This window comes from Streptomyces sp. MNU89, from assembly GCF_020982505.1.
In the GTDB taxonomy this organism is placed as follows: Bacteria; Actinomycetota; Actinomycetes; order Streptomycetales; family Streptomycetaceae; genus Streptomyces; species Streptomyces xinghaiensis.
Map to the genome: position 1 here is coordinate 1,176,589 of NZ_JAJKLL010000001.1, position 25,455 is coordinate 1,202,043.

At 65.2% G+C, this 25,455-nt stretch carries 14 protein-coding genes, 1 other RNA gene and 3 pseudogenes; 7 read left to right on the forward strand and 11 right to left on the reverse strand.

All coding sequences use genetic code 11. The features are described 5' to 3' along the window. Positions 1-59 precede the first annotated feature (59 nt). From E4N63_RS05195 to E4N63_RS05205, 3 genes and pseudogenes are all read right to left on the reverse strand, one after another. Positions 60-1,079: a hypothetical protein gene (locus E4N63_RS05195; RefSeq protein ID WP_230240060.1), complete on the reverse strand. Its 1,020-nt coding sequence runs from the start codon at positions 1,077-1,079 to the stop codon at positions 60-62. 114 nt (positions 1,080-1,193) lie between these two features. Then, complete coding sequence (locus tag E4N63_RS05200; protein ID WP_230240061.1) at positions 1,194-1,406, reverse strand: helix-turn-helix domain-containing protein; 213 nt, start codon at positions 1,404-1,406, stop codon at positions 1,194-1,196. A gap of 74 nt (positions 1,407-1,480) precedes the next feature. Beyond that, positions 1,481-2,359, reverse strand: a pseudogene (locus tag E4N63_RS05205) (IS5 family transposase). 80 nt (positions 2,360-2,439) lie between these two features. On the opposite strand from E4N63_RS05205, the gene E4N63_RS05210 reads away from it, so the two are divergent. Further along, positions 2,440-2,751, forward strand: coding sequence for a hypothetical protein (locus E4N63_RS05210; protein WP_230240062.1), 312 nt, complete (start codon positions 2,440-2,442; stop codon positions 2,749-2,751). Positions 2,752-2,814: 63 nt separating this feature from the next. Here the strand turns inward: E4N63_RS05210 and E4N63_RS05215 are convergent, their stop codons facing one another. Further along, complete coding sequence (locus E4N63_RS05215; protein ID WP_230240063.1) at positions 2,815-7,332, reverse strand: hypothetical protein; 4,518 nt, start codon at positions 7,330-7,332, stop codon at positions 2,815-2,817. A 346-nt stretch (positions 7,333-7,678) separates the two neighbouring features. Here E4N63_RS05215 and E4N63_RS05220 point away from each other — a divergent pair, with 346 nt between their 5' ends. Further along, positions 7,679-8,797, forward strand: a complete 1,119-nt coding sequence (locus E4N63_RS05220; RefSeq protein WP_230240064.1) for an ImmA/IrrE family metallo-endopeptidase — start codon at positions 7,679-7,681, stop codon at positions 8,795-8,797. A 2-nt stretch (positions 8,798-8,799) separates the two neighbouring features. Beyond that, positions 8,800-9,957, forward strand: a complete 1,158-nt coding sequence (locus tag E4N63_RS05225; RefSeq protein ID WP_230242355.1) for a hypothetical protein — start codon at positions 8,800-8,802, stop codon at positions 9,955-9,957. 6 nt (positions 9,958-9,963) lie between these two features. On the opposite strand, the gene E4N63_RS05230 is transcribed toward E4N63_RS05225, so the two are convergent. The 4 genes from E4N63_RS05230 to E4N63_RS30975 all read right to left on the reverse strand — a co-directional run bounded on the left by E4N63_RS05230 (position 9,964) and on the right by E4N63_RS30975 (position 15,525). Further along, positions 9,964-10,587 carry a hypothetical protein gene (locus tag E4N63_RS05230; protein WP_230240065.1) on the reverse strand — a complete coding sequence of 208 codons (624 nt, stop codon included), beginning with the start codon at positions 10,585-10,587 and terminating at the stop codon, positions 9,964-9,966. Positions 10,588-10,974: 387 nt separating this feature from the next. Continuing rightward, entirely contained in the window at positions 10,975-12,882 is a 1,908-nt protein-coding gene (locus E4N63_RS05235) for a UvrD-helicase domain-containing protein (RefSeq protein ID WP_230240066.1), read from the reverse strand. A gap of 3 nt (positions 12,883-12,885) precedes the next feature. Next, positions 12,886-14,766: an ATP-dependent endonuclease gene (locus E4N63_RS05240; RefSeq protein ID WP_230240067.1), complete on the reverse strand. Its 1,881-nt coding sequence runs from the start codon at positions 14,764-14,766 to the stop codon at positions 12,886-12,888. A gap of 420 nt (positions 14,767-15,186) precedes the next feature. Next, positions 15,187-15,525, reverse strand: coding sequence for a helix-turn-helix transcriptional regulator (locus tag E4N63_RS30975; protein WP_308188649.1), 339 nt, complete (start codon positions 15,523-15,525; stop codon positions 15,187-15,189). A 614-nt stretch (positions 15,526-16,139) separates the two neighbouring features. On the opposite strand from E4N63_RS30975, the pseudogene E4N63_RS05250 reads away from it, so the two are divergent. Further along, a pseudogene (locus E4N63_RS05250) lies at positions 16,140-16,917 on the forward strand (transposase). On the opposite strand, the gene E4N63_RS05255 reads toward E4N63_RS05250, so the two are convergent. After that, a complete protein-coding gene (locus E4N63_RS05255) occupies positions 16,908-17,300 on the reverse strand; it encodes a hypothetical protein (RefSeq protein ID WP_230240069.1) in 393 nt (130 codons plus the stop codon). The pseudogene E4N63_RS05250 and the gene E4N63_RS05255 overlap by 10 nt on opposite strands. 106 nt (positions 17,301-17,406) lie before the next feature. Here E4N63_RS05255 and E4N63_RS05260 point away from each other — a divergent pair, with 106 nt between their 5' ends. The 3 genes and pseudogenes from E4N63_RS05260 to E4N63_RS05270 all read left to right on the forward strand — a co-directional run. Further along, on the forward strand, positions 17,407-18,009 hold the full coding sequence (locus E4N63_RS05260; protein ID WP_308188650.1) for an SAVMC3_10250 family protein: 603 nt from the start codon (positions 17,407-17,409) through the stop codon (positions 18,007-18,009). A 132-nt stretch (positions 18,010-18,141) separates the two neighbouring features. Beyond that, positions 18,142-21,420 (forward strand): AAA domain-containing protein, encoded by a 3,279-nt coding sequence (locus E4N63_RS05265; protein WP_230240071.1) that lies wholly within the window; start codon positions 18,142-18,144, stop codon positions 21,418-21,420. A 191-nt stretch (positions 21,421-21,611) separates the two neighbouring features. Beyond that, positions 21,612-22,102: pseudogene (locus tag E4N63_RS05270) on the forward strand (IS5 family transposase); the annotation flags it as partial. A gap of 278 nt (positions 22,103-22,380) precedes the next feature. On the opposite strand, the gene rnpB reads toward E4N63_RS05270, so the two are convergent. After that, positions 22,381-22,785, reverse strand: an RNA gene (gene rnpB, locus E4N63_RS05275) — RNase P RNA component class A. A gap of 52 nt (positions 22,786-22,837) precedes the next feature. Then, a complete protein-coding gene (locus E4N63_RS05280) occupies positions 22,838-24,796 on the reverse strand; it encodes a zinc-ribbon domain-containing protein (protein WP_230240072.1) in 1,959 nt (652 codons plus the stop codon). Positions 24,797-25,455 lie beyond the last annotated feature (659 nt).

The window sequence follows — 25,455 nt, forward strand, 5'->3', positions numbered from 1 at the left end:
CGGCGGCACTGCTAGTCGGATGACTTCACTGTCGCCCTGTCCGCATACGACCAGCGCATTCAGCAGGCCCGCGGAGCGACGTCGCGCCCGAACTGCCACCGGTAGCGTTGTACCCGCACGAACTCCGTGCCTTCTTCCAGCACAGCCCGCACCTCTTGGACGCTGACAGCTGGCTCGCCAGGGAAATACCGGGAGATCAAGCCGTGCAGCTCGGCGGCAAGCAAGGGCTCCGTCTGCCGAGCCAAGGAGATAGCAACCCTCTGCCGGATCGTTGGCCGTGTCGGGGCGGGGAGAACGACCTTGCGTAGCTTCTCGATGCCGCGCCGTTCCTTCGCCACCGCTCCGGCAAGCTGAGTGCCGACGACATTGACGACATCGCCCGCGAACTGGGCCACTTCCTTCCGCCGTTCCGGCTTTCTCAAGAAGAACGCTCCGGCGCCGAGGACGGCACCACCAAGCATCCACGGTGAGATGCTGGCTTTGCGCCCGGAGTACGTCAGCAATCCAACCGCACCTCGCAGCGGGAGGGCAGCAGCGTTGAAGATGAGAACCTGGCCCTGGTGGCCGTCGGACATCTCGACTGCCGACCGCGCTACATCGAGCCACCGCTTCGGCGCGAAGCCTGGCCGCTTGAGGTGCTTGTCCTCCGAGAAGACGACGCACGGCCCAATGAGCTTGGCAAGCCGGCCTGTCGGTACGTCGTCCGGGTCGGTAATCGCGAGCACCTGCGGGTCAGGCTCGTCCAGGTTGGACACGCTGACGAACCTGAGTGCGGGAAGATACTCGTCTTCAAAGCGGGCGCGAAGAGTCGCAAGAGACACCGGACTTGAAGCCGCGATCTTCGATAGGTGCTCGTACACCTCGTCAAGGACGTGGTCCGCAGCGTAGAGCACGACGTCGCCGCGGTCGCTCATGAGAAGCAAGCGCGACCGCCACCCCTCGGCTTCGTTGCGGCAGTCGTTGTCAATGCTGTTGAGCATGACGTTGGTGTCCACGACGGCGACCAGGTGCGGCGCCCTTGCCCTGTAGGGGTCAAGCGGCACGTGTCTGCTGGCAAGAGAGAGCTGATCGTCCGTCATGGATCAACGGTAGTGCTCAGGTATGACAGGTTCCACCTGGTTTCATGCAGTACGCCGAATGAGGAGCCGTCAACCGTCGTGATGGACGTCATCCATCGCTCGGGAGCTGTGGGATCACTCGGTCTTCCCTGAGCCTGCAGGCGGCACTTTCAGCCCTCTCACTAGCTCCCCTGCATCCATGCCTAGCGCCTCGGCGAGCTTCAGGATGTTGTGCAGCGACACGTTGCGCTGGCCGCGCTCTACCTGCCCGATGAACGTCCAGTGCATGCCGCTGTCGTCGGCAAGGCGCTCTTGGCTCTTGCCGAGCTCGTTCCGGCGGGTGCGCACTCCACGCCGAACGTCTCTGCTGCGTCTGAGATGGGCTGTTTTGCTATGGCGAGCCCTAGGGACTGTCCGGCGGATCATGGGCGGAGCCATAAGCGGATGGCTGCTGCGGTGATGGTGCCGTGGAAGACGTAGGCGTGTTTGTCGTAACGGGTGGCAACGGCGCGGGAGTTCTTGAGCCGGTTGATGGCCGCTCGACCTCGTTGCGTCGCCGGTAGCGCTCGCGGTCGAAGCCGGTGGGTCTGCCCCCTGCGCTGCCTTTGCGCCGGCGGTTGGCCCGTTGGCCCCTGGGTTCGGGAATGGTGTGCTTGATGTCGCGCCGTCGCAGGTAGCGACGGTTGCGGCGGGAGCTGTAGGCCTTGTCGCCGCTGACGTGGTCGGGCCGGGTCCGGGGCCGTCCGCCCAGCGGGCGGGGCACCCGGATCCGGTCCAGGACCTCGGTCATCTGCGGGGCGTCGCCCCACTGGCCCGGTGTGAGCAGGAGGGCCATGGGGCGGCAGCCGCCCTCACCGGCGAGGTGGATCTTGCAGGTCAGGCCGCCCCGGGACCGTCCGAGTCCCTCGTCGGGGCGGTGGTGCCGGGGCGTCGTCCTTTTTCGGGACCCGCGGCTTGGCCTTGCGGGCGCCAGCCGCGTGCTGATGAGCCCGGCAGGACGTGGAGTCGACGCCGACCATGCCCCCGTCGATCCGCCCCGCAAGATCGGCTTCGGCCTGCACCGCCTGCAGGATCCGGTCTCAGGTGCCATCCGCCGACCAGCGGCGATGCCGCTCGTAGACCGTCTTCCAGGACCCGTAGCGTTCCGGCAGGTCACGCCACGGGACACCGGTCCGGACCCAGAACAGGATCCCGTTGATCCCCGTACGGTGATCGCTCCACCGGCCTCCCCGCCCACCCGACGGCGGCAGATGCGGCTCCAGCGGCGACCACTCGCGATGCGTCAGATCCTTCCGCCCCATGACCCAACCAACGAGCACCCGGTCGGAAAGTCACATGATCCGCCGGACAGTGCCTAACCGGACCGACCGGAGCAGCTCTCGTGCCTGATCACTCCCCCTACGCCCGCCGACTTCGTGAAATCGCCGACGCCCTCGACGCCGAGTTCCAGCCCACCGACGACGCTCTTACGCCGCACCCCGACACCCTGAACGTCATCAAAGACCGGCACACCAAACGAGGGCAGCTCAACCATGCCGTCCCTGAAGTTCTTCAGTTCCAGCGCCGGATCCGCCGGTGCAACGCCGACACCGACATCCCTCACGGTGACATCGTCGCTCTCGCCCTTGACGCCTGGCTCCGTGCAAAGGGCTACCCACCGGACCTCAAACCACCAGGTACAGAAGACCTTTAACCAGCCGTCTCATAGCGGAAGACACTGGGCAACGTACTTCACAGTGAGGGTGGACTCTGCCCATCACTCCAGGTCCCGTTCAGTCCGCTGCGGGGTGCCCTGGCGAATCTTCATGTCCGCCCCCAGCCGGGCGATGACACTCGATTCGACGTAGGGGTGTTGGCCCTGGTGGAAGTCGTCTCGCAGCTGCATTCGTTCGTACCAGTGCCACACGATCAGCTCAAGGTTGTGCTCCATCAGGAAGCTCCGGAGGAAGGACTTCCTCACCAGAATGGCCCGGCTGTCATTCCCAAGTTGTTCGTAGTGGGTGAACATGGGCGCGCCGGCAGAGTCGAGCCAGCTTGGGCCTCGCATATCGAAGGTCAATCCCGCTGCCTGCTGGATGAAGGTCGCGGGCAGGTCAACGCTTGCGGTTTCGCCGATGGAGCAGTCGAGGATGCTGCCTTCCCAGGTGTACTGCTCGATGGTGGGTACGACCTCTACCTCTTTTCCGCCGATCAATACTCGGCGAAGGGCGTCGTGCCGGTGGGGGCAGTTCGGTCCGATGCGGCCCACTTCGCCGACATAGCAGCAGTCGGTGTGGCCGTGTGAGTCGAGGAGATCACGGGTGTCGTGACGTGATTCGTCTCGCAGGGCCTGCAGGAGGGTATTGGCATCATCCGCCTTGACGAGCAGTGTGTGGATGGTGCTCTTCTCCTGCAGGCCACGCCATCCCTTATCGGCCATCGGATCGACCTTGTTCACGAAGCTCTCGAGTGCCACCCAGTCGTGGCCTTCCTGGTCACTCAGGAACAGGGCGTCGGCAACAGTCGGTTCGGAGGCGGTATCGGCCAGGAACCGTCTGATGTCTCCGCGGTATCGGCTGAAGTCGAGGGGACCTGGTGGCCACGCTTCGAGACTGATCAGCGGCGGGCTCCATGCCGTTACGCCGTTGCCGCTCTCTTCGTTGAAAGCGTGGTAGGCGATCGGGGGCAGACTGGGATCGATCTCGCGGTCGCCGATGATCTGGTGCAAGCCCTCATAGGGCTCGCTATCTCCGAAGTGCCGCGATGCCTGGTAGTTGTCCGCAACCCTGGCCAGCAGCTCGTGGTAGGCCATCCACTGGTACTTCTTGCCCCAGCGTTCGGCCTTGTGCCCTTCTCTTCCACCGCGCCCACGGCCGATGCGTCGGTCTTCGTCTCCGAACAGCTTGGGTGTCCAGCCGAGACTGAGTGTGCGGCGGAAGATCCAGCGGCACGCGATGTCTGCCGGGTAGTCGTGGTCCACCGGCTTGGGATACACGAACGAGGCGTCCCAGAGCTTTCGCTGCTCTTCGCTCAGCGGATCCTCGGCTCGGCGCAGAAGGGACTCGAGCCGGCTCAGTGCCTGCTCTTCAGGGCTGCGCAGCTTGTCGGCCAGCGTCACTTTCTGTTCTTGACTCAGCGACGCGACGAACTTCTCCCAGCGGCTCTTGATGAACCGCGGCTCCCGGGGCTGCCGTTGTGGATACGTCTGCCCGAGGCGGTAGCGCGAGAAGTGATGAACGCCAGGCTGGACGACGTAGCGGGCGAAATCACCCATGCCCATCAGCGAGAGATAGATCGACAAATAGCTGTCGTCAGCCGACTGCCCCTCGCGCCCACCGTACCTGGCCTTGATCGTCGCCTCCGTCGGTGGCGGGCCAGGCACCGCCAGCCCGTATGGGCGCCGGGACGTATCAAGCGCCGAGGCAGGCAGCAGCTGCTGCGGTACGGCCCATCGGACGACACCTCGCGCAGCGTCGAGGAGCAGCTCGTCCGGTCGGACGGATGGGGTGAAGACCAGGTTGTGAACCAGCTCCGCGAGAGATTTTGCCTGATCAGCGTGTTGAGGAGAGCTGCGCAGGAGTGCACCGTAGGCGATCGCGACTACACGTTGGACCACGTAAGGATCGTCGACCGCCCAGAAACGTTCGACGAGTGCGCGCATGACGTCCAGATGCCCACGCAGCAGCTGCACCAGGGCTTTGGTGGTCCAGTCCCGCATGAATCGGTTCGGAGAAGACAGGAGCCAGCACAGGGGGATGCAGGCAAGCTCGACTACCTTGGAGTCGTAGGCGGGATAGGGTCCCGCTGCTGCCCAGCGGGCGAGGCGGGCCGCCGTTCCCGAGGCGTCCGACAGCGCGTGGTACATCGCGATACCGAAGTCGCTGTCACGCTCGGGCATCTTCCACCGCAGGAGATACCGGTGCAGTCCCTCGCCGTTGAGTCGGTTGTCTGGCTGCGGTGCGAGGGCGAAAAGCACCTCGTAGAATTCCGGACGACGCAGATAGCGCTGGGCCTCGTTCAGCAGATCGATCGTCCGCTGAGTAATTGCTTCCGAGGCACGGTATGGCAGGGTCTCCACAAGTACCTCATAGAGTCGGCGGGCGCGCCGGTACCGGTTCCAGGCGTCCCGGTCTTCGCGTCCGTCCGGCGCCTCGGTCATCTTGATACTCAAGAAGTCCAGCAGCTCCACACCGTAGACCTCGGGAAACAGGATGGTCGCTGCCTCGTGGATCCCCCAACTGCTCTTCTCCGTCAGCCACTGCCTGACCGCTTCGTCGTTCAGCGGGTCGTCTGACAACGCGAGGCCACGCCTCAGGAGCAGGAAGTCAGCGAAGGCCTGGAAGACGATCCGAACGCCTTCCCCAGACCTTCCGCTTCCCAGGTGGAGACGCTCACGTGTGAGCACTCCCTCCTCCTGCAGAAGGCCCAGAAGCCGCACGGCGTCAAATCGGGGATCCTCGAGCAACGAGCTGACGGTTTCATGAGCGCTGGCAGCGCTCATGCTCTCGCGGCCAAGCCGGGACAACTCGTCAAGGAGAGCGTTCAGCGCATGGCGGACATGAGTCTGCGCCGCCTCTAGCTCGTAACTTGAGGTTGCGTCGGGGCGAAGGCGGCGAGCTACGGTGCGGATCTTTGCGCCCAGGTAGCGCTCGAAGATGGCGACACGGCCCTGGTGGCCGGTTGGAAGCGAGTGAGTGTCGGCCTCCGAGAGGCTTTCGCAGTACAGGCGGAGGAAGAGCGGCAGCGTGAACTCGGGCGCCAGGAGCGGAATTTTGGGGGCTTCGAGACCATAGTGATCGAAGTAGCGCTGTGTCGCCTCGACTTCCCGTTCGGCGAACCCCGGATGTGTGCGGTGGACGTAATGTTTGTCCTCGGTGCCCTCCAGTACGAGATCACGGTAGGTGTCACGGCAGGAGACGACGAGGGCGACGTGCGGATATCGGGCGACGGCAGCACGCAGCCTAGGGAGGTGCGTTCGCCAGAAGTCCGCTGGTGTCGTCTCGTTGAGCGCATCGATGAAAATCAGGAAACGGCTACCAGACGTCGTGGCAGCTTCGCCGGCGGCATCCATGGCGCTCAGGAGCACATCGCTGCCGACCGGCTCCAGGCCGAGTTGGTCCGCGACGCTCACCCAGAGGTCGCCCCTGCCGAACTGCGCACCGGCCAAGAACACTGCGGGGCGATCAGCAAGTAGAGCACGGTGGGTGGCGTCGAGGAGCAGGTGTGTCTTGCCGGACCCTGCTTTCCCTATCAGAAAGTAGGTGCGCTGCCGGAAGGCGCGGCCGGCCGAAGACTCAAGCCACGAGTGCAGTTCGTTGATCGCTTTGTCCAGCACACCCAGGCCATAGCCCTCGGCGCGTTCCGAAGGGTTCTGGTTCCGCTTGGGGTCATCACTCGGCAGCTCTCGCCACTCGGCCTTCGCCCGGCGCTCGTAGTCCCTGGCAGATTCAATGGCTTCAGCAGTGGCCGACAGCTGATCTACGAAATTCAGGAGGGTAGTTGGAGGATCCCCAGCTTGTGCTGCGATGGCGCTCGCGGTCGACTTCAGAGCTGCTGCCGCGTCATGGATGGCTTGATAGGCGAAGGCGCCAGGATCATCCTCATCCTTGACTAGGACGTGTAGATCGTTTACGGCGGTGACGACGTCGCGGCGCAGACGATTGAAATGAGTGAGGACCGCCTGGTCGAAGCCGAGGGCGATGAGGTCTTCCTGGATGGGAACGTCGACCTGCAGATCGGGCCGGTACTTCTCGCCGGCAGCGTCGGCCTGCTCCTTGTAGCGCTGCTCTAGCCAGTCGCGCCCGAGTACGACGTGATGCCACCAGAACCAGCGCCGACCGCGGTGCTCCGGCTTGGACAGTTCGTCCAGCAGGTCGCTCTCCTGTACCAGTTCGAACTGAATCCTGTCGGCACCGGAGATCGTTTCCTTCCAGGTTGCGACCTTTGCCTCGTACTTCTGTCGCTGAGACTTGCGCTCTCCGCCGCGCGTTCCGGTGGCAAGGTTCCAGGAGATCGCGAACGTCAGCTTGCGGAGTTCCGGTCGCTCCTTGGCGACGCGCTTCACTGAATCCGTCATGGCGGTCAGCAGCGGATCGATGCCCTCGACATGTTTGGCCTGCCAGCCCCACTCCGTGCCGTCCTGCAGCGTTGCGTACCACTCCACGCCGCCGTCGGGGTTGCCGGTTCGGATGGCCTGAGTACCTGTTGGCGCGCGGTTCTTGAGCAGTTGATACGACAGCTCTTCGAATGCCCGACTCTGCTCGCCGTTCCAGGCACGTAGCGTCCTGAAGCTCAATCCGTCTCCACCCCTCGTGTTCCCTTCCGGCTTGTAGATCGCCCCCACGCCCGTCGGAGCGATGCCAAGTCACGGGACTGGCGGAGCAGGTGAGGAGCCATGGTAGGCCCGGCGCCGGGTGCAGACCCTCGGCTTCGCCACTGAGCCGGGACCTTCACCACTGAGCCCTGACCACATGTCTGGCCTGAAGTGCACAGGGGCGGAGCCCGGTCGTCAGGCGATCTTTGCACCGGGCGCAAAGTGGGCACATCGCGCGCGGAATATTCTGGGGTATGTTTCTGCGTATACTGAGTTGAGTTGTATGGTGGCACGCTGGCGAGCCTGAGCGCGGGAGGTGGGTGTGGTCGTGGATGACCTTGTCGACTTGGTGGCGCAGCCCGCCATGTTGACGCTGGCTCGTGAGTCGCGTGGTTGGACGCAGGCTGACGTGGCACGGGAGATGACATGCCGGGCGGCCGATGACACGGTGTCGCAGGGGTATGTCAGCCGAGCCGAAGCCGGTCGCCTGGCAGTGAGGGGCGAGCGTCTCGCCCTGTTCGCCGCAGCTCTCAGGTACACACCACAGATGCTATGCCGCGCCACTGACAGTGGCGGGACGGGCGTTGGTCTCGTTCACCACCGGAAGCGAGCGTCCATGGGCGCGCTGGCACTGCGGCGTGTGCACGCGACCTTGGCAGTTACCCGTCTCCAGGTGGATGCCCTGACCGCCGCGGGTCACGAAGACGACAAGCATGCGTTCAGGCACATCGCGGTGGACGACTTTGATACGCCGGCTGATGCCGCGGAGTCGCTGCGGTTGGAGTGGGGGCTCCCGCATGGCCCTGTCTCCAATGTGGTAGCGGTGCTCGAAGCCGCCGGCGCTCTGCTCGTGATCCGCGATCTCCAAACTCGTGAGCTGGATGCCGCAAGCCAGTGGCCGCACGGTGAACGCCCGCTCGTCCTGCTCAACTCGACTGCCCCTGCGGACCGTTATCGTTTCAGCCTGGCGCACGAACTCGGGCACATCGTGATGCACACTGAGCCTGGGGACGGACGCTTGCAGGAACAGCAAGCCGATGAATTCGCAGCCGAATTCCTCATGCCGCACGAGAGCATCGTGGCCGAACTTCGGCCGCACGTGGACTTGGCGCGGTTGATGGAACTGAAGCGTCGGTGGAGGGTCTCGATGGCAGCGCTCGCCCGCCGAGCCAAATCACTCGGCGTCCTCACCGAGTGGCAGTACCGCTCGCTCATGGTGGAGATGTCCGCCCTGGGCTACCGAACCACCGAACCCGCTACCTTCGAGCTCGAGACCCCGCGTCGCCTTGCCGAGGTCGTGACCCGACTGAGGCAGCAGCACAACCTCGACCTGTCCCAGGCAGCCCACCTAGCCGGTCTGGAACTCGAGGAGTTCACCGAGATCTACTCGTGTCCTTCCTCCGCCCCGGTGACCACACGGCCACCGGATTCACCAACAAGTAGGTGACAATGGCAAACTCGCCGTTCCCCGGCCGCACCCCCGCCCTGCGGGTCCTCGATGCGTCGGTACCGGCCACGCCGCTACTCCAGGGGCGTGTACTGCTGCATGAGAACGCCCGCTTCGTACCGCAGATGCGGACTCCGCTCGACGATGACCTCGGCGGCGTCGTCATGAGCGGGGAGAAGGCGGGTGAACGCGCCTACCAGCTCCGGACCTCCGGCTACACAGGCGCCCTGCTGATCGACACTGCGGCCTACAAGACGCACACCGCGACAGCCGATGAACCCTTTCTGCTGGATGGCAACAAACTGTTCGACACGGTCGACACCTCGCTTGAGCTGCAGAAGGCCCGCGGTGCCAGCGCCGCTCTCACACCGACTGGGTACATTCCCCCGGGAGCCTCCAGGGCGCTCAAGGCGGTCATGCGCCAGGCCGAACGCATCGAGCGGGCAGACACAATTGTCAACCTCCCGATCGACATCGCCTGGCTCACCGATGAATTCCTCAGCCAGCTGATCGCAGTCTGCAAGCGCATCCCGCAACCGAAGGCCTTGACGCTGTTCCGGCAGTTCGATCCGATGGAGCAGGCCAAGAGTGTTCCCGCCAACCTGCGCCGCGTCGTAGCCGAGCTACCTGATGTCGCCCTCCTGCGGACTGATCTGGCCGCACTGGACGTACTCGCCCACGGCGGGCTGTTTGCCGATATCGGTGCCGACAGCGCCAGTCGGCACAGCATTCCCCCTGGCGAGCGGGCGTTGTTCAACCCCAACGGTGGTGGACCCCAATATCCGTCAGTGCTGATGCCGAACCTGATGTGCTTCAAGGGCACTCAGTCGCTGGCCCGCCTGTACGCCAATCACCCGCCAGCAACGTGCAGCTGCGACGTCTGTGACGGTCGCGGCCTGGACCGATTCAACGATCCGGGCGGCGAAGCGCGGCGCGAGTCGGAAGACCACAACATCAGCACCTGGAGCGCCTGGGTCCTCGAGATCACCAGCAGGAAGCCCGGGCTAGAGCGCAAAGCGTGGTGGCGCGACAAGTGTGCCGCAGCCGTCGCACACTACGCCCTGGAAAACCAGCGTCTGGGGCTGTCGGCAAATTCGAAGGCGGGCTTTGTAGTCCCCGACCCGCTGGAGGCCTGGGCAACGCTGCCAATCAAGCCCTGAGGCGGCTCACCGAGCCAAGAGCTGCATATACGCCTCTTCCACGAACCTCCAGCCGGCCACAGTGTGCCGACGCCGAACGAAGGGGCGAGGCGGGACAACGACCTCAACGTCATTGCTGGTCGCGACGAGTAGCCCAATGCCGTAGAACTCTGCCTCCATCACCGCGTCATCTCGACGCCGCAAAGGTCGGTCGATCAAGACAGCCCGCGCACAGAAAGGTGTGAACCATTCGGCTTTTTCCTTAGCGGAGGCCCAGCCCTTGCCCGGGACCACGGCCAGATCGACTCGGATGGGGTGGGTTGCTTCGCGCACGACGACGTTGTCATGCCGGGTAACCGTTCCCGCGGGCATCCGCCTCAGCACGCGCCGCTCCGTGTCGCTCAGCGAAGTGACCGGTACAGGCTCGCCCAGTGGAAGGTTCATCAGCAGGTCCAGCGCCCGAGGATTGGTGAGCTCCTGCGTGCCGACGCGAACACGTCGCTCGATCTCGTCCTTGTTTTCGCTGTATGCAACTACGGCATCGATACCGAACATGTTCAACACGCCAATGTCTGCGCCCTGAGGGAACAGGGTGCCAGGCGCCGCCGCTCCGGAGATCGCTTCCGCCGGACCTCGCGCCGCCACAGCCATGTTGCTACCTCTGCCCTCGCCTCAAGGGGGCTCGCCCTTCACAGACGACCGCCTACTTACCTACCGGTAGGAAACCTTTCACGGAATGGTCTGAAGGCGCCAGCACTGCAGGCTGCGGCTGCCGCTACCCACGACGACCACGCCGCCTACCAGGCACAACTGAGGCACTGCTGCCCGGGTCACGGGCACGAGCCCCTGTCTTCAGGTCAGGCTAGTGCTGTCACACCTGCCCCGTCGCCGGAGCGACAGCGATGACCCTAGTGCGAGCCCTCGGCGCTCCACAACGGTCGTCTTGCCATGCAATCCAAACGCTTCCCACTCTTGATCGATCATACGGAATGCTCGCCCAAGTCGTTCAAGGCCCACGCACTGATACGAAGATCCGCTCTAGCGCAGACCGCTGTCGTGGACAGACCAGCCGCGGGCCGTCATCGCCTCGACGTACGGTTCGGCTCTTGTGCGGTGCGCGGCGAAGGCGAGCAGGTGAGTGGGGCGGGTGGCGCCCACGAAGACGAGTTGTGCCGCGCGCTGGATCGTGACCAGGGCTTTGGAGGCGTCCTGTTGTCGGCTCAGGAGTCCGAGGACCTCGTGTACGTCGTGCTTCTTGCCGCTGCGTTCCAGGCATTCGAGGATGAGTGTGGCCGCGTGGGTTTCGCCCTTGGCGCTCTGGATCGATCCTGCAACCGACGCCACTATAACGTGGTCCGCATCAGCCGACGCATCGAGCACGGGCGCTGGCTGGGCGATGTACGGGATGTGGGCAAGAGGATCTGCGAGACGGGCGACACCTTTCAAGGGGCTCTGAGTCAGGTCCGGCAGCAGCCGCAGAAGCCGGGCGGTGAGGACTGCCCATTCGACGTGGCTGTTGAGAGGGCTCGTCAGCAGATCGTGCAGAACCAGGCGTGCCCTGCCTCCGGCGGTGGCAGGGTCTCGGTCCAGTCGCCTCAGCGGGGGCAGACCGCCGACACTGGCGAGTCGGGCTACGTCACGGATCGCGTTCCACAGGAGTGTGATCGCTGCGTGGTTGTCGCCGGATTGCCGCTGGGCCTGGGCGGCGCGTGCTGTCGTGATGAGACTGCCGGTTGTCTGGACCGGCGTGCTGGTGAAGCCGGGTACGTAGCAGGAGAGGGATTGCGGAGTGGCCTTGGCGCGTCCCCGCGTGAGGCGGGCGCCCAGGACGCGGGGCGGGTTGTCCAACAGCAGCTGGCGGGGGACCGTGGCCGCTGCCATCCGTTCGAAGGCCGGTACCACTTCCGCGACGGTGTCGTCGTCGAAGAGCAGGAGGGCGACGGTCCCGTCGTGGCCGGCGCCGTCGATGCGTTGGCGGCGGTGGACCGTGAGGTCGCTGGCGAGTGCTGCGATCTTGCTGCCGAACCTGCGGCTGACGGGGAGTTGGGCGGCGTGCGGCAGGGGGAACGACGAGGGCTGTGCGGCATCCGGTGCGTCGGCGAAAATGCGCTGGTTGATGTCACCCACGCGCTGGACGACCGTGCCCGGCGGGCCGAAGACCTTGTCGAGCAGGCGTTGCTGGAGGTCGCTGGTGTCCTGCATTTCGTCCAGGAGGACGAAGGGGAAGCGGTGGGCGGCGGCCAGCGCGAGCTGGGGGTGATGAAAGAGGTGGTGCTCGGCGAGGGCGAACATGTCGTGGTAGCGGAAGACGCCTCGCTCGGTGAGCGTTTCCTTGAGCGCGGCGAATTGTTGGCCACTGTCACTGGATGCTTTGAAGGGAGGAGTGCCGTCAGGTCCTGTCGCGATCAGGTCTCCGCCGTCGCAGACGTAGCGGGCCTCAGCGACGAGTGCGGGGCCGTTCGTGCGGTGTCCGAGTGCGGTGTTGAGTTTCCGAAACCGGGGGTGGCGTTCGAGCAGCCGGAGGGCCTCGTCCGCGTAGGCGTGGTCGTCGACGGTCTGGACTTCAATGCCCCGGGACCGTAGAGCCGGCAGGGCGAGGAAGGTGTTGGTGAAGGCCTGGATCGTGCCGATGAAGTGCGGGTACTGAAGCAGGCGGCGTCCCGCCGGTGTGGCGGTGAGGCGGTGGGTGATCTCGTCCTTGGCCGTGTTGGTGTGGGACAGGACGCAGATGCCGCGTGTGGGCGAAGCCCATGCCTGGCCCAGGAGGGCGAGCTTCAGACCGATCAGGCTGGTCTTTCCCGAGCCGGGAGCTGCCTGGAGGTCCATGGATTCCAGGCTCTGGATGAAGTTCCACTGTTCCTGGTGGGGCAGGTCGAGGCCGAGTTGCTGGGCGAGGGATTCGACCTTGTCCTTGATGAAGGCGTCGGGGGCGTAGGGGGATGTCATCGCTCAGACCTCGCTGCACAGGTACGTGAAGGCGGCCACGAGGTAGGGCGGCAGGTCTTCATCGGTCACGGGCGTGCTCTGCAGCAGCCGGGCCGCGTGATGGGCGGCGATCGGCTTACTGCCCCGGCCCATGCGCAGCGGCTCATAAATGTCCAAGGCCGCCTTTTCCAGGGGAACGTTGCTCTCTCGCCACTTCTTGACCTCCTCCTGCGCCAGTCGGTCCAGGTCGGCGAGTCTGTCCGCGGTGGGCCAGGTGGTCTTGGAGGCGACAGCGGCACGAACGGCCTGGTGCATCAGGGTCGCCATGGTCCAGGAGCCGGCGGCCAGGTCGTACTCCAGCGTCCAGTGGTTGGAGACGAAGGTGCGTACGTGGCCGCTGTCCTCCTCTTCCAACCCTGCGACGTGTTTTTCGATCTCTTGCTTGGTCATCTCCGCCGAGCACTTCAGCTTCTTGCGCATCTCCGCGGAGGTACCTGCGGGAACCAGGTCCCGGTCCCGGATGCAGGCCACCGCGACCGGTATCTGCTCGCCCTCGCGTTGGAAGATCCGGCTGTAGCGGAAGAGGCCGACGCCGCCGACATTGACGACGCTGACGCCGCATTCGCTGAACGACCGGCCGACCGCCTGTGCGAGGGCGGGCAGGACGATGGCTTCGGCGTCGCCCTCGACGATGGCGACGCTGCGGGCGAAGAACAGGTTGGCCTTGGTCACGTCGAGGAAGCGGGTGAGGAAGGCGTAGTCGCCCTCATCCAGCTTGGTCAGGCCCGGGGCCAGGCGGAAGGTGGATCCGCGGGCGACGAGGGTGAGGTGTTCGACCGGGATGGCCGAGGCCAGGTTCGGGCTGTGGGTAGTGAGGATGACCTGGACCGGCGGCGTCTCCACCGTGTTCGCGGTCTCGGCGCGATCCCGCAGGAGGTCCATGATGCGGGTCTGAAGCTGCGGATGGAGGTGGGCTTCGGGTTCCTCGATCAGCAGAAGGGGCGCGATGACGCTGTTGCCGAGCAGGAGCAGTTCGGCCGCCATGAACAGGGCGTTGTTGTAACCCAGACCGTGTCTGGTCCACTCCCCCGTACCCGCGAACAGCGTGAGCTCCAGCCGCTCCAGCGCGCGGGCGAGCGTGGCATCACCCGCAACGCCGATCTCACCGCGCAGGACGTCGGAACCGATGGAGAACTTCTGCAGGTAACGGGTGTTGATGTCGTCCCGGGCCGTCTTGATGGCCTCGTTGTCGCTGATGTGCCGCTCCGCACGGCGCAGGATGCCGACCAGGGTGGAGGCGCTGCCGCTCTCCTCGTCGAAGTCGTCCTCACCTTGTGCGCGCATGGCGGGGTAGCCGGCCAGGATTTGCGACAGCCGTGATCCGCGGCCGGAGCGCAACTCCGCCTCGGCGTCCCGCAGGGGCCGCAGGTAGGTGGCCTTCAGCAGTTCACGTGCGGCACCGTCCAGGGCCGGCCCCTGCCCATCACGGCCGGTGCGCGTGGTCATCGCGACGCGGTGGGGACGCAGCGGGTCCATCAACTCCGCCTTGACGGTGACGTAGAGGGCTACGTTGCCCTCATCGTCCGTGGTCAGCAACTCAAGGAAGACGGCCTGTTCTTCCGTCGTGAGGCCCTTGAACCCGCAGGTGATCTTGAAAGTGCCCGCGCGGCCGTCCGGTCCGACGTGGAAGTCGTCGCGCGTGATGCGGTAGAAGTCAGCCGCGGTCGTCAGCAGGCACAGGCGGATCGCATCGATGATGGCCGTCTTGCCGCTGTCGTTCTCGCCGACGAGCACGTTCGTGGCCGGACCGAAGTCCAGGGTCAGGCTGGCGTCCTGGTCGCCGTCCTTCTGCGGCGCCGCGCCGAAGATCCTGAAGTCCTCCGCATACAGGCAGGCAAGGTACACCGACGTCCCCCGAGCGATGAGGCCCGCGCCCTGGCTGGCCCAGGCGAATGCAACCGCCTCAAGTACCCCACCCGTACGCGGTTCTGACGCATCATACAATTCATCGCAACACTCGTGCTTCGTTGGGAGAATCCGCCCCCGGAGCTGGAAATGGACACGTCAGGTCGCCACTCCACCAGCAGTGCGGGACCGGCACGGCGACGCAGCCGGAAGGAAGAGATGGACCCTCACGGCTGATCGGCATGACAGCAGGGCGCCGCCTACGCACACGGCAGGGCAATGCCGCGCGGAGTGGGCGCCTCGACGGGTTCGTGCGCACCGCCTGCGCGGGGCCTCCGGAGCAATCGCGACGATCAGCAGATCCCACGGAGCCACCAGAGCAACCTGGTGAAAGCACGATCGCTTGATTACCGTCCCGCATTACCGAAGCTCGGATTTTCCCGATTCTTTCCCGGTGATGTGGTTGACGAGTTCCCCCGGCTCCACACCGAGTCCAGCAGCAATATCCAGGAGCGTGAGCACACTGGGGCTGCGCTGCCCGTGCTCAATGTAGAGGAGGCCGCGAAAGCTCAGTCCACTACGCTCTGCGAGCTCTTCCAAGCTGTAGCCCCGCTCTTCCCGGAGTCGCCGGATCTGCATACCGAGGGACAGAAGTCGGGGGTCTGGTGGTGGTTCGCGTGCTGGCACACAGCGACTCGACCGGTACGACTTCCCGTAGACCATGAACAGCTGTGCATAATCGGGCTGCGAGCTGGACATCCTGCACGTGAGCACACACAACAGGCCGGCAGCTACGAAACCCAATCACTCGTACGACCTGCCCGTCACGAACGGATAGACCGCTGCGCGGCAGCCAGGTCGCTAGCCCACAAGCAACGAGCGAGAACATATGGCCAGGCCAATCCTGCCATTCGACCGATGGCACAAGTCATATCCGAAACCCGACCGGGGCGATACCCCATGCAAGTGCGGGACCAGAAACCGTCCCCTTTACCCATCAGCGGATCACGGACGGGGACTCCGCTGGCAGGCTCGCCACGTCGATCACCTCGGAAAGGAGCACAGAGAGTCTTTCGATACATGGCAGGAAGCCCTCGACCGGCTCAGCGAGCTGACCGCTGAGGATGCGTCCACGACGAGAGGGAACCAACTAGCAGACAGTGCGCGAGTAGCCTTTTTCAGCGCGCAGATGATCGACCGCAAATGGAAGAAGAAAACGAGAGCGAATACGATCAATACTTACGAGAGTCACCTTCGCAATCACATCCTGCCGTTCGCAGGCCATCGCATACCTGCATCGCTACGGCGTCGCGACTCCATGGCCTTCGTGGATCACCTGCTAAGGGCTGTCCCGTAACTGATCTTGCTGATGGATGATCTTGGTCGTGCCTGGCGTGATCACGGCCTCGGAGCCGTCCTGGATAGCCCCGTTCACCGGTCTGAGCCCGCGTGCCTTCGGCAAGTTGGTAACGCAACTGCGCCGTGAGGGCGTGAACGTACCGGGTTGGGGCCGGCCGTGGAAACTGCCCCTGGAGGACCGGCTGCTGCTGATTGCCGTGTACTGGCGGACCAACCTGACGGCAACTGGCCCCGCTGTTTGGGGTGTCGAAGTCCACGGCCGACCGGGTCATCAACCACCTCGGGCCGAAGCTCGCCCTGCAGCTCCGCCAGCGGTTCGCTAGGGACGCTGTGCTGATCGTGGACGGCACCCTGGTGCCCACTCGCGACCACAAGGTCGCCGAGCAGTCGAAGAACTATCGCTACTCCACCAACCACCAGGTGGTTATCGACGCCGACACCCGCCGTGTCGTGGTGATCGGCAAGCCGCTGCCGGGCAACCGCAACGACTGCCGGGCCTGGGCCGAGTCCGGCGCGAAGGCCGCTATCGGCAAGACGGTGGTGATCGCCGATGGCGGCTACCCGGGCACAGGGCTGGTGATGCCGCACCGCCGCAGCCCCGGCGAGGAACTACCCGACTGGAAGAAGGCCCACAACAAGACCCACAAGCAGGTCCGAGCCCGCGTTGAGCACTGCTTCGCCCGCATGAAGACCTGGAAGATCCTGCGCGACTGCCGACTGAGGGGGGACGGCGTGCACCACGCCATGCGCGGCATCGCCCGCCTGCACAACCTTGCCTTGGGCTATCTGTGAGCATCTCCACTGGCGGCCTCGGATGCCGAAGGTGGAACGTCGGCGACCGTGACCGGCAGGCCGTGCTCCTGCGGCCATCCCGGCCGCCACCTGGTGAGCCACTCGGTGAAGTCCTCTCGCACGAACCGAGGGTCCGCCGGCTTCAGCCGAATCTGGGGTCGCTCATCAGCCCACCACACCTCGAACTCCGACTCGGTGCCCTCCGTCGGCCAGCGCTCGGCTTCGCTTGGTAGCACCAGCACGTCAACGAAGCCGTTTACGGGCAGCCCGATGTCCACGAAGATGCCGATCGCGCCGGGACTCGGCACGCGGACCACCGTTCCAAGGAAGCGTTGCCCGAAATGCAGTCGGCGACGTGTCGACTCCCAGTCCTGTGCACTCACCACCCGGGCACCTTGCCAGCCGAGTCCCATACGGGACAGCCCTTAGGCGGCGTCGACATGGACACGCCAGCTGTGGATACCGAGCAAAGTCAACTACGGCACCTACGTGAGGTGCACAAACACGTCGCGCTTCTTGCGCTGGTACACGGAGCCCCGGCTACGACCTGGCCAGTGGGTGCAGTTCGAAGCGCCGCTGCGCTGCGTGACGTTCAGCGACACACACCAGGACCTCGTCCTGTTCGTGGAGCCGGCAACTGAAGGGAGCACCGACGAGCGCTGCCGCCTGCTGATGCATGGGTCGGTCCAACATCTGCGCGGCTGGAATGCGATGCCGGTCGAAGGTGTCGCACCGGACTCGATGAACTCGGCCTCCAGCTTGGGCAGCGCTTTCATAGCAAAGGCCGGGCAGGTCGTCGACGCACTCATCAGACACCGTGACACAGCGCCGACCGATCAGATCTCACGCCCGACAGCAGCGCGCCTGCATGGCCAAGCCGTGCATGAGCTGCTGCACGCACTGGATGACGCGGACGACAGCATCGACACCTCCGCTGTGATGACCGGGTATGCGCGAGTCACTGGGCTCATCCCTCGCACCTACACCACTTCCCGGTGCGTAGTGGCAAGCCCGCTCGTCGTGGAGTACACGCGGGCGATTGTGAACTCGCGGACAATTAAGGTCTGCGCTTCCTGGCTTTACGTCACATAGGTCGCCTGATGCTCGGCCCGAGTACTGACAAGCACCGAGCCACCCGTTGGCCACCAACCGAGCCGGGCATGTTGCACCGTGTGACTGGGTAGGTCTGCCAGTCCGAAGCGGGGCAGGGCTGGGGGACGGTACGTGGGGTGGCGTGAGGAGATCACGGCGGCACTCGGCGAATGGATCGCCTTGGAGGGAGGCGCAGGGAGAACAGCGCGCTGGCAGCGGATCGGGCGGGCGGCCCGGACCGGTGAACCCGGCCAGTACGCGGTGGACTTGCGCGGCACTGACATCGGGCCGGACCAGTTGGACAGCCTGCGGCTGGCCGGGCCTGATGACAGGGCCATCGAGAAGGACGGCTTCAGCGTCTCCGAGACGGTGCAGAACGGGTCCCTGCTCACCTTGCGTGTGGCCGAGTTCGCCCACATCACCGACGCCCACCTGTGGATGCTGAAGCAGCCGCCCACCTTCCTCATCGAGGCCCTGCGCGACGGCATCGCCCAACTGGGCGAACACCCGCTGGCCGCGGCCCTGGCAGCCCGCAGTATCGGCGGGACTCCGGGAGCGGAGCCGGACCCTCCTGGTTTCCACCCGGCCCAGGCAGACGCCTACCGGGCGTGCCTAGGTGAGGGGGTTCATCTGGTGTGGGGGCCGCCGGGGACCGGTAAGACCACGGTCCTCAAACGCGCCATCGGTGACCTGATCGCGCGGGGCGAGCGGGTGCTGCTGGTCTCTGCAACCAATGTCGCTGTGGATAACGCCCTGCTCGGGGTGGTGCGGGAGAAGCGCCACAGTCCGGGTGAGATCGTCCGTGTGGGCCCGCCGCATCTTAAAGAGGTGGCGGAAGACCCTTCGGTGTCGCTGCCGCTCATGGTCCGAAGCCGATTAGCGCAGACGGCTCAGCGCCGTAGCGCCGTGGAGGCTGAGCTGGTCGAAATCCGCGACCGCGCCGGTCAACTTGCCGCCATGGACGCTGCACTCGCCGGGTTCGACGCGGCCGCATACTTCGCTGCACTGCAACTGTTGCGTACGCCCGGTCAGGACCTGGCCTCCGCACTGGCCCGCAGCGACGCGGCCGACGACCGGTACGCGCAGGCCGCTCGTGGCATGGCCGAAACTGCGAGGGCGGCGAAGGTGGCGTCGGACCGGGCTGCCGCAGCAGAGCCCTCGCGCGAGGTATGGCGCGAGGTGGACCGGCTCTGCGACGAGTCGGCCAGGGTCCGGCAGGCTGCAGAACACCGAGCAGCTGATGCGCTACTGGCCGCTGAGGAGTGCCGGCCCCTGCGGAACCAGGTGAAGCAGTGGGAGGCGAAGGGGTCGGTGGCCCGCTGGCGTGCGCGCGAGAAGCTGGTCGCACTCCAGGAGCAACTGGCTGACGCCGAAGAGCAGGCGGAGGCAGCGCGTCAGCAGTCCGTGGACGCGCACCATACCGCCGCCGCCCGGATCTCTGCACTCAATGCCAAAATCACGGCGCTGTCCGACTCCGTCCCGCTCAGCCGGGAACAGATCCGGCACCTCGACAGAGAGGCCGACGCCACACGGGCGGCAACAAAGCGGGCACACAGACTGTGTACCTCGGCCGAGCGGGAAAAGAACCAGGCCACTGCGGCGGCTGTCGCAGCGCAGCAGGCCCAGACGCTGACCGAACAGGCCGCGAAGAAGAACTGGCCGACCCTGCACGACCGGGCCGAACGCCTCCGTCCACTTGTGGCCGCCGACAGCGCCCGTAAGCCGCAGCTGGAGCAGCAGTACCAGAACACCCAGGAGGAATACGAGCGGCTGGCCCGCAACGCCCAGGGCGAGATCATCAAGAGCGCCAAGCTGGTCGCCACCACACTGGCCCGGTTCCGTTCCAATCGGGCCGTCTTCGAAGGCCCTTACGACGTGGTCCTGGTCGATGAGGCCGGCGCAGCCGCTCTGCCCGAGGTGCTCCTGGCCACCGGCAAAGCCAGTAGGGCTGCCGTCCTGCTCGGCGATTTCATGCAGCTTGGCCCGGTCATCCCGAGCGAGCTCAAGGAGCAGGAACGCGACGACATCAAACGCTGGCTGCTCCCCGACGTCTTTCAGCACTGCGGCATCTTCGAACCCGCGGATGCCCAGGCACACCCGGCCTGCGTCACCTTGACCGAACAGCATCGCTTCGGCCCTGCCGTGATGAAACTGGCCAACGGTCTCGCCTACGGGGGAATGCTGCGCGGCGGCTCCCAGACGCTTGCGGAGCGGCCCGACAGCGATCCCGAGATCGTGCTGATCGACACCGACGGCCTGCACGAGCTGGCCCGAGCCCACTTGACCGGCAGCCGGAAAGGCTGGTGGCCCGCCGGCTCTCTCCTCGCGCGGGCTCTGGTGGAACTGCACCGCGAACAGGGCGAGGAGGCAGGGATCGTCACCCCTTACGGGGCCCAAGCCGAAGCCACCTTGGAAGCACTACGAGATGTCGAAGGTTCTAGTGGCCGTCCGCTGGCCGAAGTCGGAACGGCACACAGGTTCCAGGGCCGGGAGTTCGACGTCGTCATCTTCGACACCGTGGAAGGCAACGCAGACAGCCGCGAACTGTGGATGGCTCTCGCCCACCGCCAGCCCGGCGCAGACGAGTGGAGACGCAACGGCGTGCGCCTTTTCAACGTCGCTGTTACCCGCGTCAGAACCCGCCTCTACGTCATCGCCAGCGGGCAACGTGTCAGCGGGGCCCGGCCGGGAACAGCCCTGGCGGAACTCGACGCCCTGGTCGGCACCCACGGTGTCCGGGTACTGCCTGCCAAACACCTCATCACCCCGCCGCACACCCCACCGGCCCATCGCGGGGAGTTCGGAATTGCCCTCGCCGAAGTCCTCAGCCGACACGTCGAAGTGACCGACATCGACGACGAACGCGACTTCTACCTCACCTTCACCACCGAGATCCGGCAGGCAAAACAATCCCTGTGGCTCTGGGCACCATGGGTGGCCAACCGGATCCGCTCTTTGCTCCCTGAACTCAAAGCAGCGGCTGACCGCGGTGTACGCATCACCGTGTTCATCCGGGACGACACCGACCAACTCCAAAGAAGAGAGACCAGTCAGGAACTCATCGCAGACTTGCGCACCGTCGCTCAGACCGTTGTCCCCATCCACGTCATGCACCAGAAAATCGCAGTGATCGACGAACACACCGTCATGCTCGGCAGCCTCAACGCACTCTCACAAAGCAACACACGCGAAGTCATGCTGACGATGCACGGCGGCTACTTCGCCCGCAAACTACTCGCACACGAACACGCGGAGACTTTCGCCCGGCCCCCGAAGTGCGGGCGGTGTAAGGGAACAGAGATCGAAATCCGACGCTGGAAGAACGCCTGGGTCTGGCGGTGCTACGCCACCGCATGCAAGACCAGTTCGCCGGGCAGCTCTAAAGCCTGGACCCGCGACATCCGGCTATAGCCGGATGCCAGCGTCGTCGGACCCATTGGTTGTAGGCATACCCGAGGATAACTACTCGATGCACAACAATGTTCTACGCCCTATGAGGCACTGAGCTCGTTCCATCCTCAGTCGCAGTTGGCCGGATGGAGGGGAGGCTTGGACGAGGCTGGTGATCCGGGTCGTCGAGCAGCGGAGCTTGCGGAGGAGTCGCCAGGGGCTGGGCCGGGCTCCATCGCCTGGTCCTCGACGAGCTCGGCTCCTGCTGCGAGCTAGACTGGTCGCGCTGCGCGATCGACTCGGTGAACATGCGAACCCTGAAAGGGGGAGCCGACGGGCCCTAATCCTGTGGGTCGAGGCAAGTACGGCTCGAAGACCACCTGATCACCGAACGGACAGGTCTGCCCCTTTCGGTCGGAATCTCGGGGCGAACCTTCATGACAGTCAGGCCTTGATCCCGCTGGTGAAGGACATATCGCCGATCCGCTCCCGGCGCGGACGCCGACGACGCAGGCCGGGAAGGCTCCACGCCGACAAGGGGTACGACTACGACCACCTGCGGCGATGGTTACGCGGGCGTGGCATCAGACACCGCATCGCCCGTAGAGGCATCGACTCCTCGCCCCGTCTGGGCCACCACCGTTGGCCCATAGAACGCACGATGTCCTGGCTCGCTGGATGCCGCCGATTGCACCGCCGCTACACCGGGCAGTACGCGCGTCCGGTCGGGTCGGGGTAACGCTGGTGGCCGCGAGAATCCGTTCGGCCGAGGCGTCGTTGTCGTCCCGTACGGCCATGGCCATCGCGGCGCGCGTGAGCGAGGAAGCCGTCTGTGGAAGGATCACCCGGAACATGGGAGGTCCTGGTGGTCCCGAGTAATGATCATGGTGTCGTCGCCGACAGCCGACCGATCGATGCGCACGGAGCGACCATCGACTTCGGCTGAGCCAAACCCGCTGACGCGAGTCCCTCCCGGAGCGGCAGACGAGTCGGGCTGTACGCTGGATTTTGTCACCTGGTCGCCTCGCGGCGGCCGGGGAGACGGCCATCCATCTAGGGCCGGCGTTGCCGCCGGCCTCGTGCGGTCTACCCGCGGACTCGGGCGGGCAGCCCTCGAACGTCCGCGCAGAGCGCCTTCTACAGCGGCTCCTTTGGACCTTGCTCCGGGTGGGGTTTACCTAGCCGCCTGAGTCACCTCAGGCGCTGGTGGTCTCTTACACCACCGTTTCACCCTTACCCAGCGCCTGAGCACTGGGCGGTTTGTTTTCTGTGGCACTGTCCCGCAGGTCGCCCCGGGTGGCCGTTAGCCACCACCCTGCCCTGTGGAGTCCGGACGTTCCTCGGGAAGCCCCTAAGGGGACTCCACGCGGCCGTCCGCCCGGCTCGTCTGCCGTGTCGACCATGTTAGCCGACCAGGCGTGGCTCCTTGCTTCTTCGATCAGTGGCCGCAGAGCGGATCCGGAGCTTCCTTGATCTGCGCCCCAGCCGCGAGCTCATTCGTGGAGTAGTCGAGCCAGAGCTCTCCGGTCACCCCGCCCCTCGCTCCCAGCTGAAGTCCTGCGGTCACTGCCCACTCACGAACGCGCGCCTCGGCAAGCAGCCCATCCGGGCCGAGCAGATCGCCACGCCCGGCTTGGTCAAGTCGGAAGGAAGCCGTCATCCGGTCCGGAACCCGCCCGCTGCCACCTATGGCTATCGCCCGCTGTTGAGCCCAGGCTCGGACGGCGTGCGTCTCAGTCTTGGAGATAACTGGTCGCGGACGCTGCCTGGCCTGTGTGGCCAGGCAGCCACAACTACGGGTGTTCCCAGAAGTGACCTGAGACTGGACCGAAGTGATGATCTCGGGATTGCCGCAACCGCACCGGTAGTCGCGGACGATCTCATCTGGGTTTTCCGGATTCCGATAGGGCTCGGAAACGGGCGACAGCAGGCTGTCTGCATGCGGGGCCGTCGGGGAGAGGCGACGCGGTGTCGGCGGGGCCGCCTTCTTCGGCTTTAGGCGCGGAGGACGCAGTTCGCCCCATACCGCAGTGATGTAGGCATCAGCGACGGCCTCGTGCCGAGCCATGCCACCATTGAGGTAGGCGTCCAGGCCCGGCGTAGCCTCGGGAAAGCGTGCAGAGAGGGCCGAGGCCACCGCGCTGGCCTGCTGGTAGGCCGTGGCCCGTTCAGGTACCGCTACGACCAGAGCGTGGGGGGCCTCCATCTCCGGTAGATCGCCGATTCTCACGTGGATGAGCAGATCCAGGAGCCCTGCTTCAACAAGGACCCGGCTCTTGTCGTTCTCGTACTGGCGGCGGTCTCTCTGTCTGGCCGAGTGGTGGAAAGCTCCGTCGTACTCGAGGCCTACACGGACGCCATGAGGCAGATGGAAGACCGCGTCGACTTCGACGTCCTTGTAGCGCCAGTGGGCCGGCTTGTGCTCAGGCGGAACGGTCAAACGGTGCGAGGCGAAGTCGGGCACACCGTCCGGCAGCCGCGGATCTCGGCTCGTCGGCGTTAGAAGGTCGATGAGTCCCGACAGCTCAGCCACCAGCCGGACCTGCTCCTTCGATATCCCAGAGGTCGAGCACTTGCCGCAGCCGGTGCCCTGGACACGGTTGAGGATCGTGGCCTCCCAGTTGTGGCCGTGACGGCACCTCCAGGGCAGGGTCGCGTACGTGCCCGCGCCACCCGCTTCGGCAGCACGCTTCCGTGAAATGCTGTGCTGGCTCGTAGGTAGCCGACGCTCGTCAAGGTCCGGAGCATCCAGCTCGTCCGCGATTTCCGGAAACCAGGTGAGCAGGGAGTTCGTATCGTCGATCACGTACCCCGCGCACACCAGACAGCCGTCTCCCTGAAGCGCCCGCTCTTTGATCACCGCTTCGAAACAGTGTTCAACCGGCTGCCAAAATCCGGTGCTTGGATCGACCGACCATGTTCGGCAGGCCCACGGCACACTCTCGTGTGAAGCGTGGGTGATGTCACTCGCTGGTGTCTGTCCACGGTACTGAGCAGCCAGCGTCGGAAGGTCCGCGAGCCGGATCAATCGACGGCACTCGGGACATTCTGCACCCTTCTGAATGCGGTCCTTGGGCCATGCCGGCCACGGCTCATGGCAGAAGGCGAGGGGGCATTGCCACATGTACGGACTGACCTCGCCGCGTCTCTGGGCTGTCGCCGAGACGTTCTTGGGATGGACGAGGTTGTCTTGGTGCCACTGTGCTGCGACCTCTGGGATGTCCGCCACGGCCATTTCTCCGCGACCACGAGTACGGTTGTCCCACCGGTCCATGACCGTGATCTTGTGCCGATTCCAGTAAGCGACGACCTCGGCCTGCCGGTCCCGGGCCACTGCGAGTTCCTTCTTGATCAGCTCACGGCGGGTCCCGTTGAAGTCTTCCCAGACAGACCGCATCTGTCGAAGCATCCGTAACCGGTCGTCGCGCCCACCGCTCCCGATGTCGAGGGGCGTCAGCCGAGGCGGCCAGGCGGCGAGTGCTGCTGCGTCACTCCCGGACGCGTCTGAACATTGAGTTGCGATCACGGCGTGAGGATACGAGCGAGGTCTGACAGAGCCGTACCGATGTCCAGATCACCCGCATTTAACCAAGCCGGATGCTTTTCCGCTGGTCACAACACTTTCTTCGTTTGGCGCCTCAGGCGGCGAACGTCGCTCTGCGCTCGCACGGCGAAATTCGACCCGGATTCGACCCGGCCTGCCAATCTTGGCTTGCCGCACATGCTCTGAACTGGGCTTATGCCGGACGGGAACGATACTCGGATGTTACGCCGGGTACAGGCCGGTACAGAGCGAAACGGACGATGTCACCATCAGCGGCCGCAGCCACACGGGGCCGGGGAGTTCACCCCGCTCCGCCCCTGAAGAACCTCTGGAAGGCCGAACGGTGAGAGCTTGGCAGAGCGCTGAACGGCCCTGTACGGCGCGGCCCTTGTGGGAGTGACCCGTCTGCGGCCAAACGCCAAGGGGCATCCTCCGCCCTCGCCCCGGGATGTCGTCGACAGCCCGGCCCCCTGGCCCCCTGTTGGCCTGCGCAGATCCCGCGGACGGGGCCT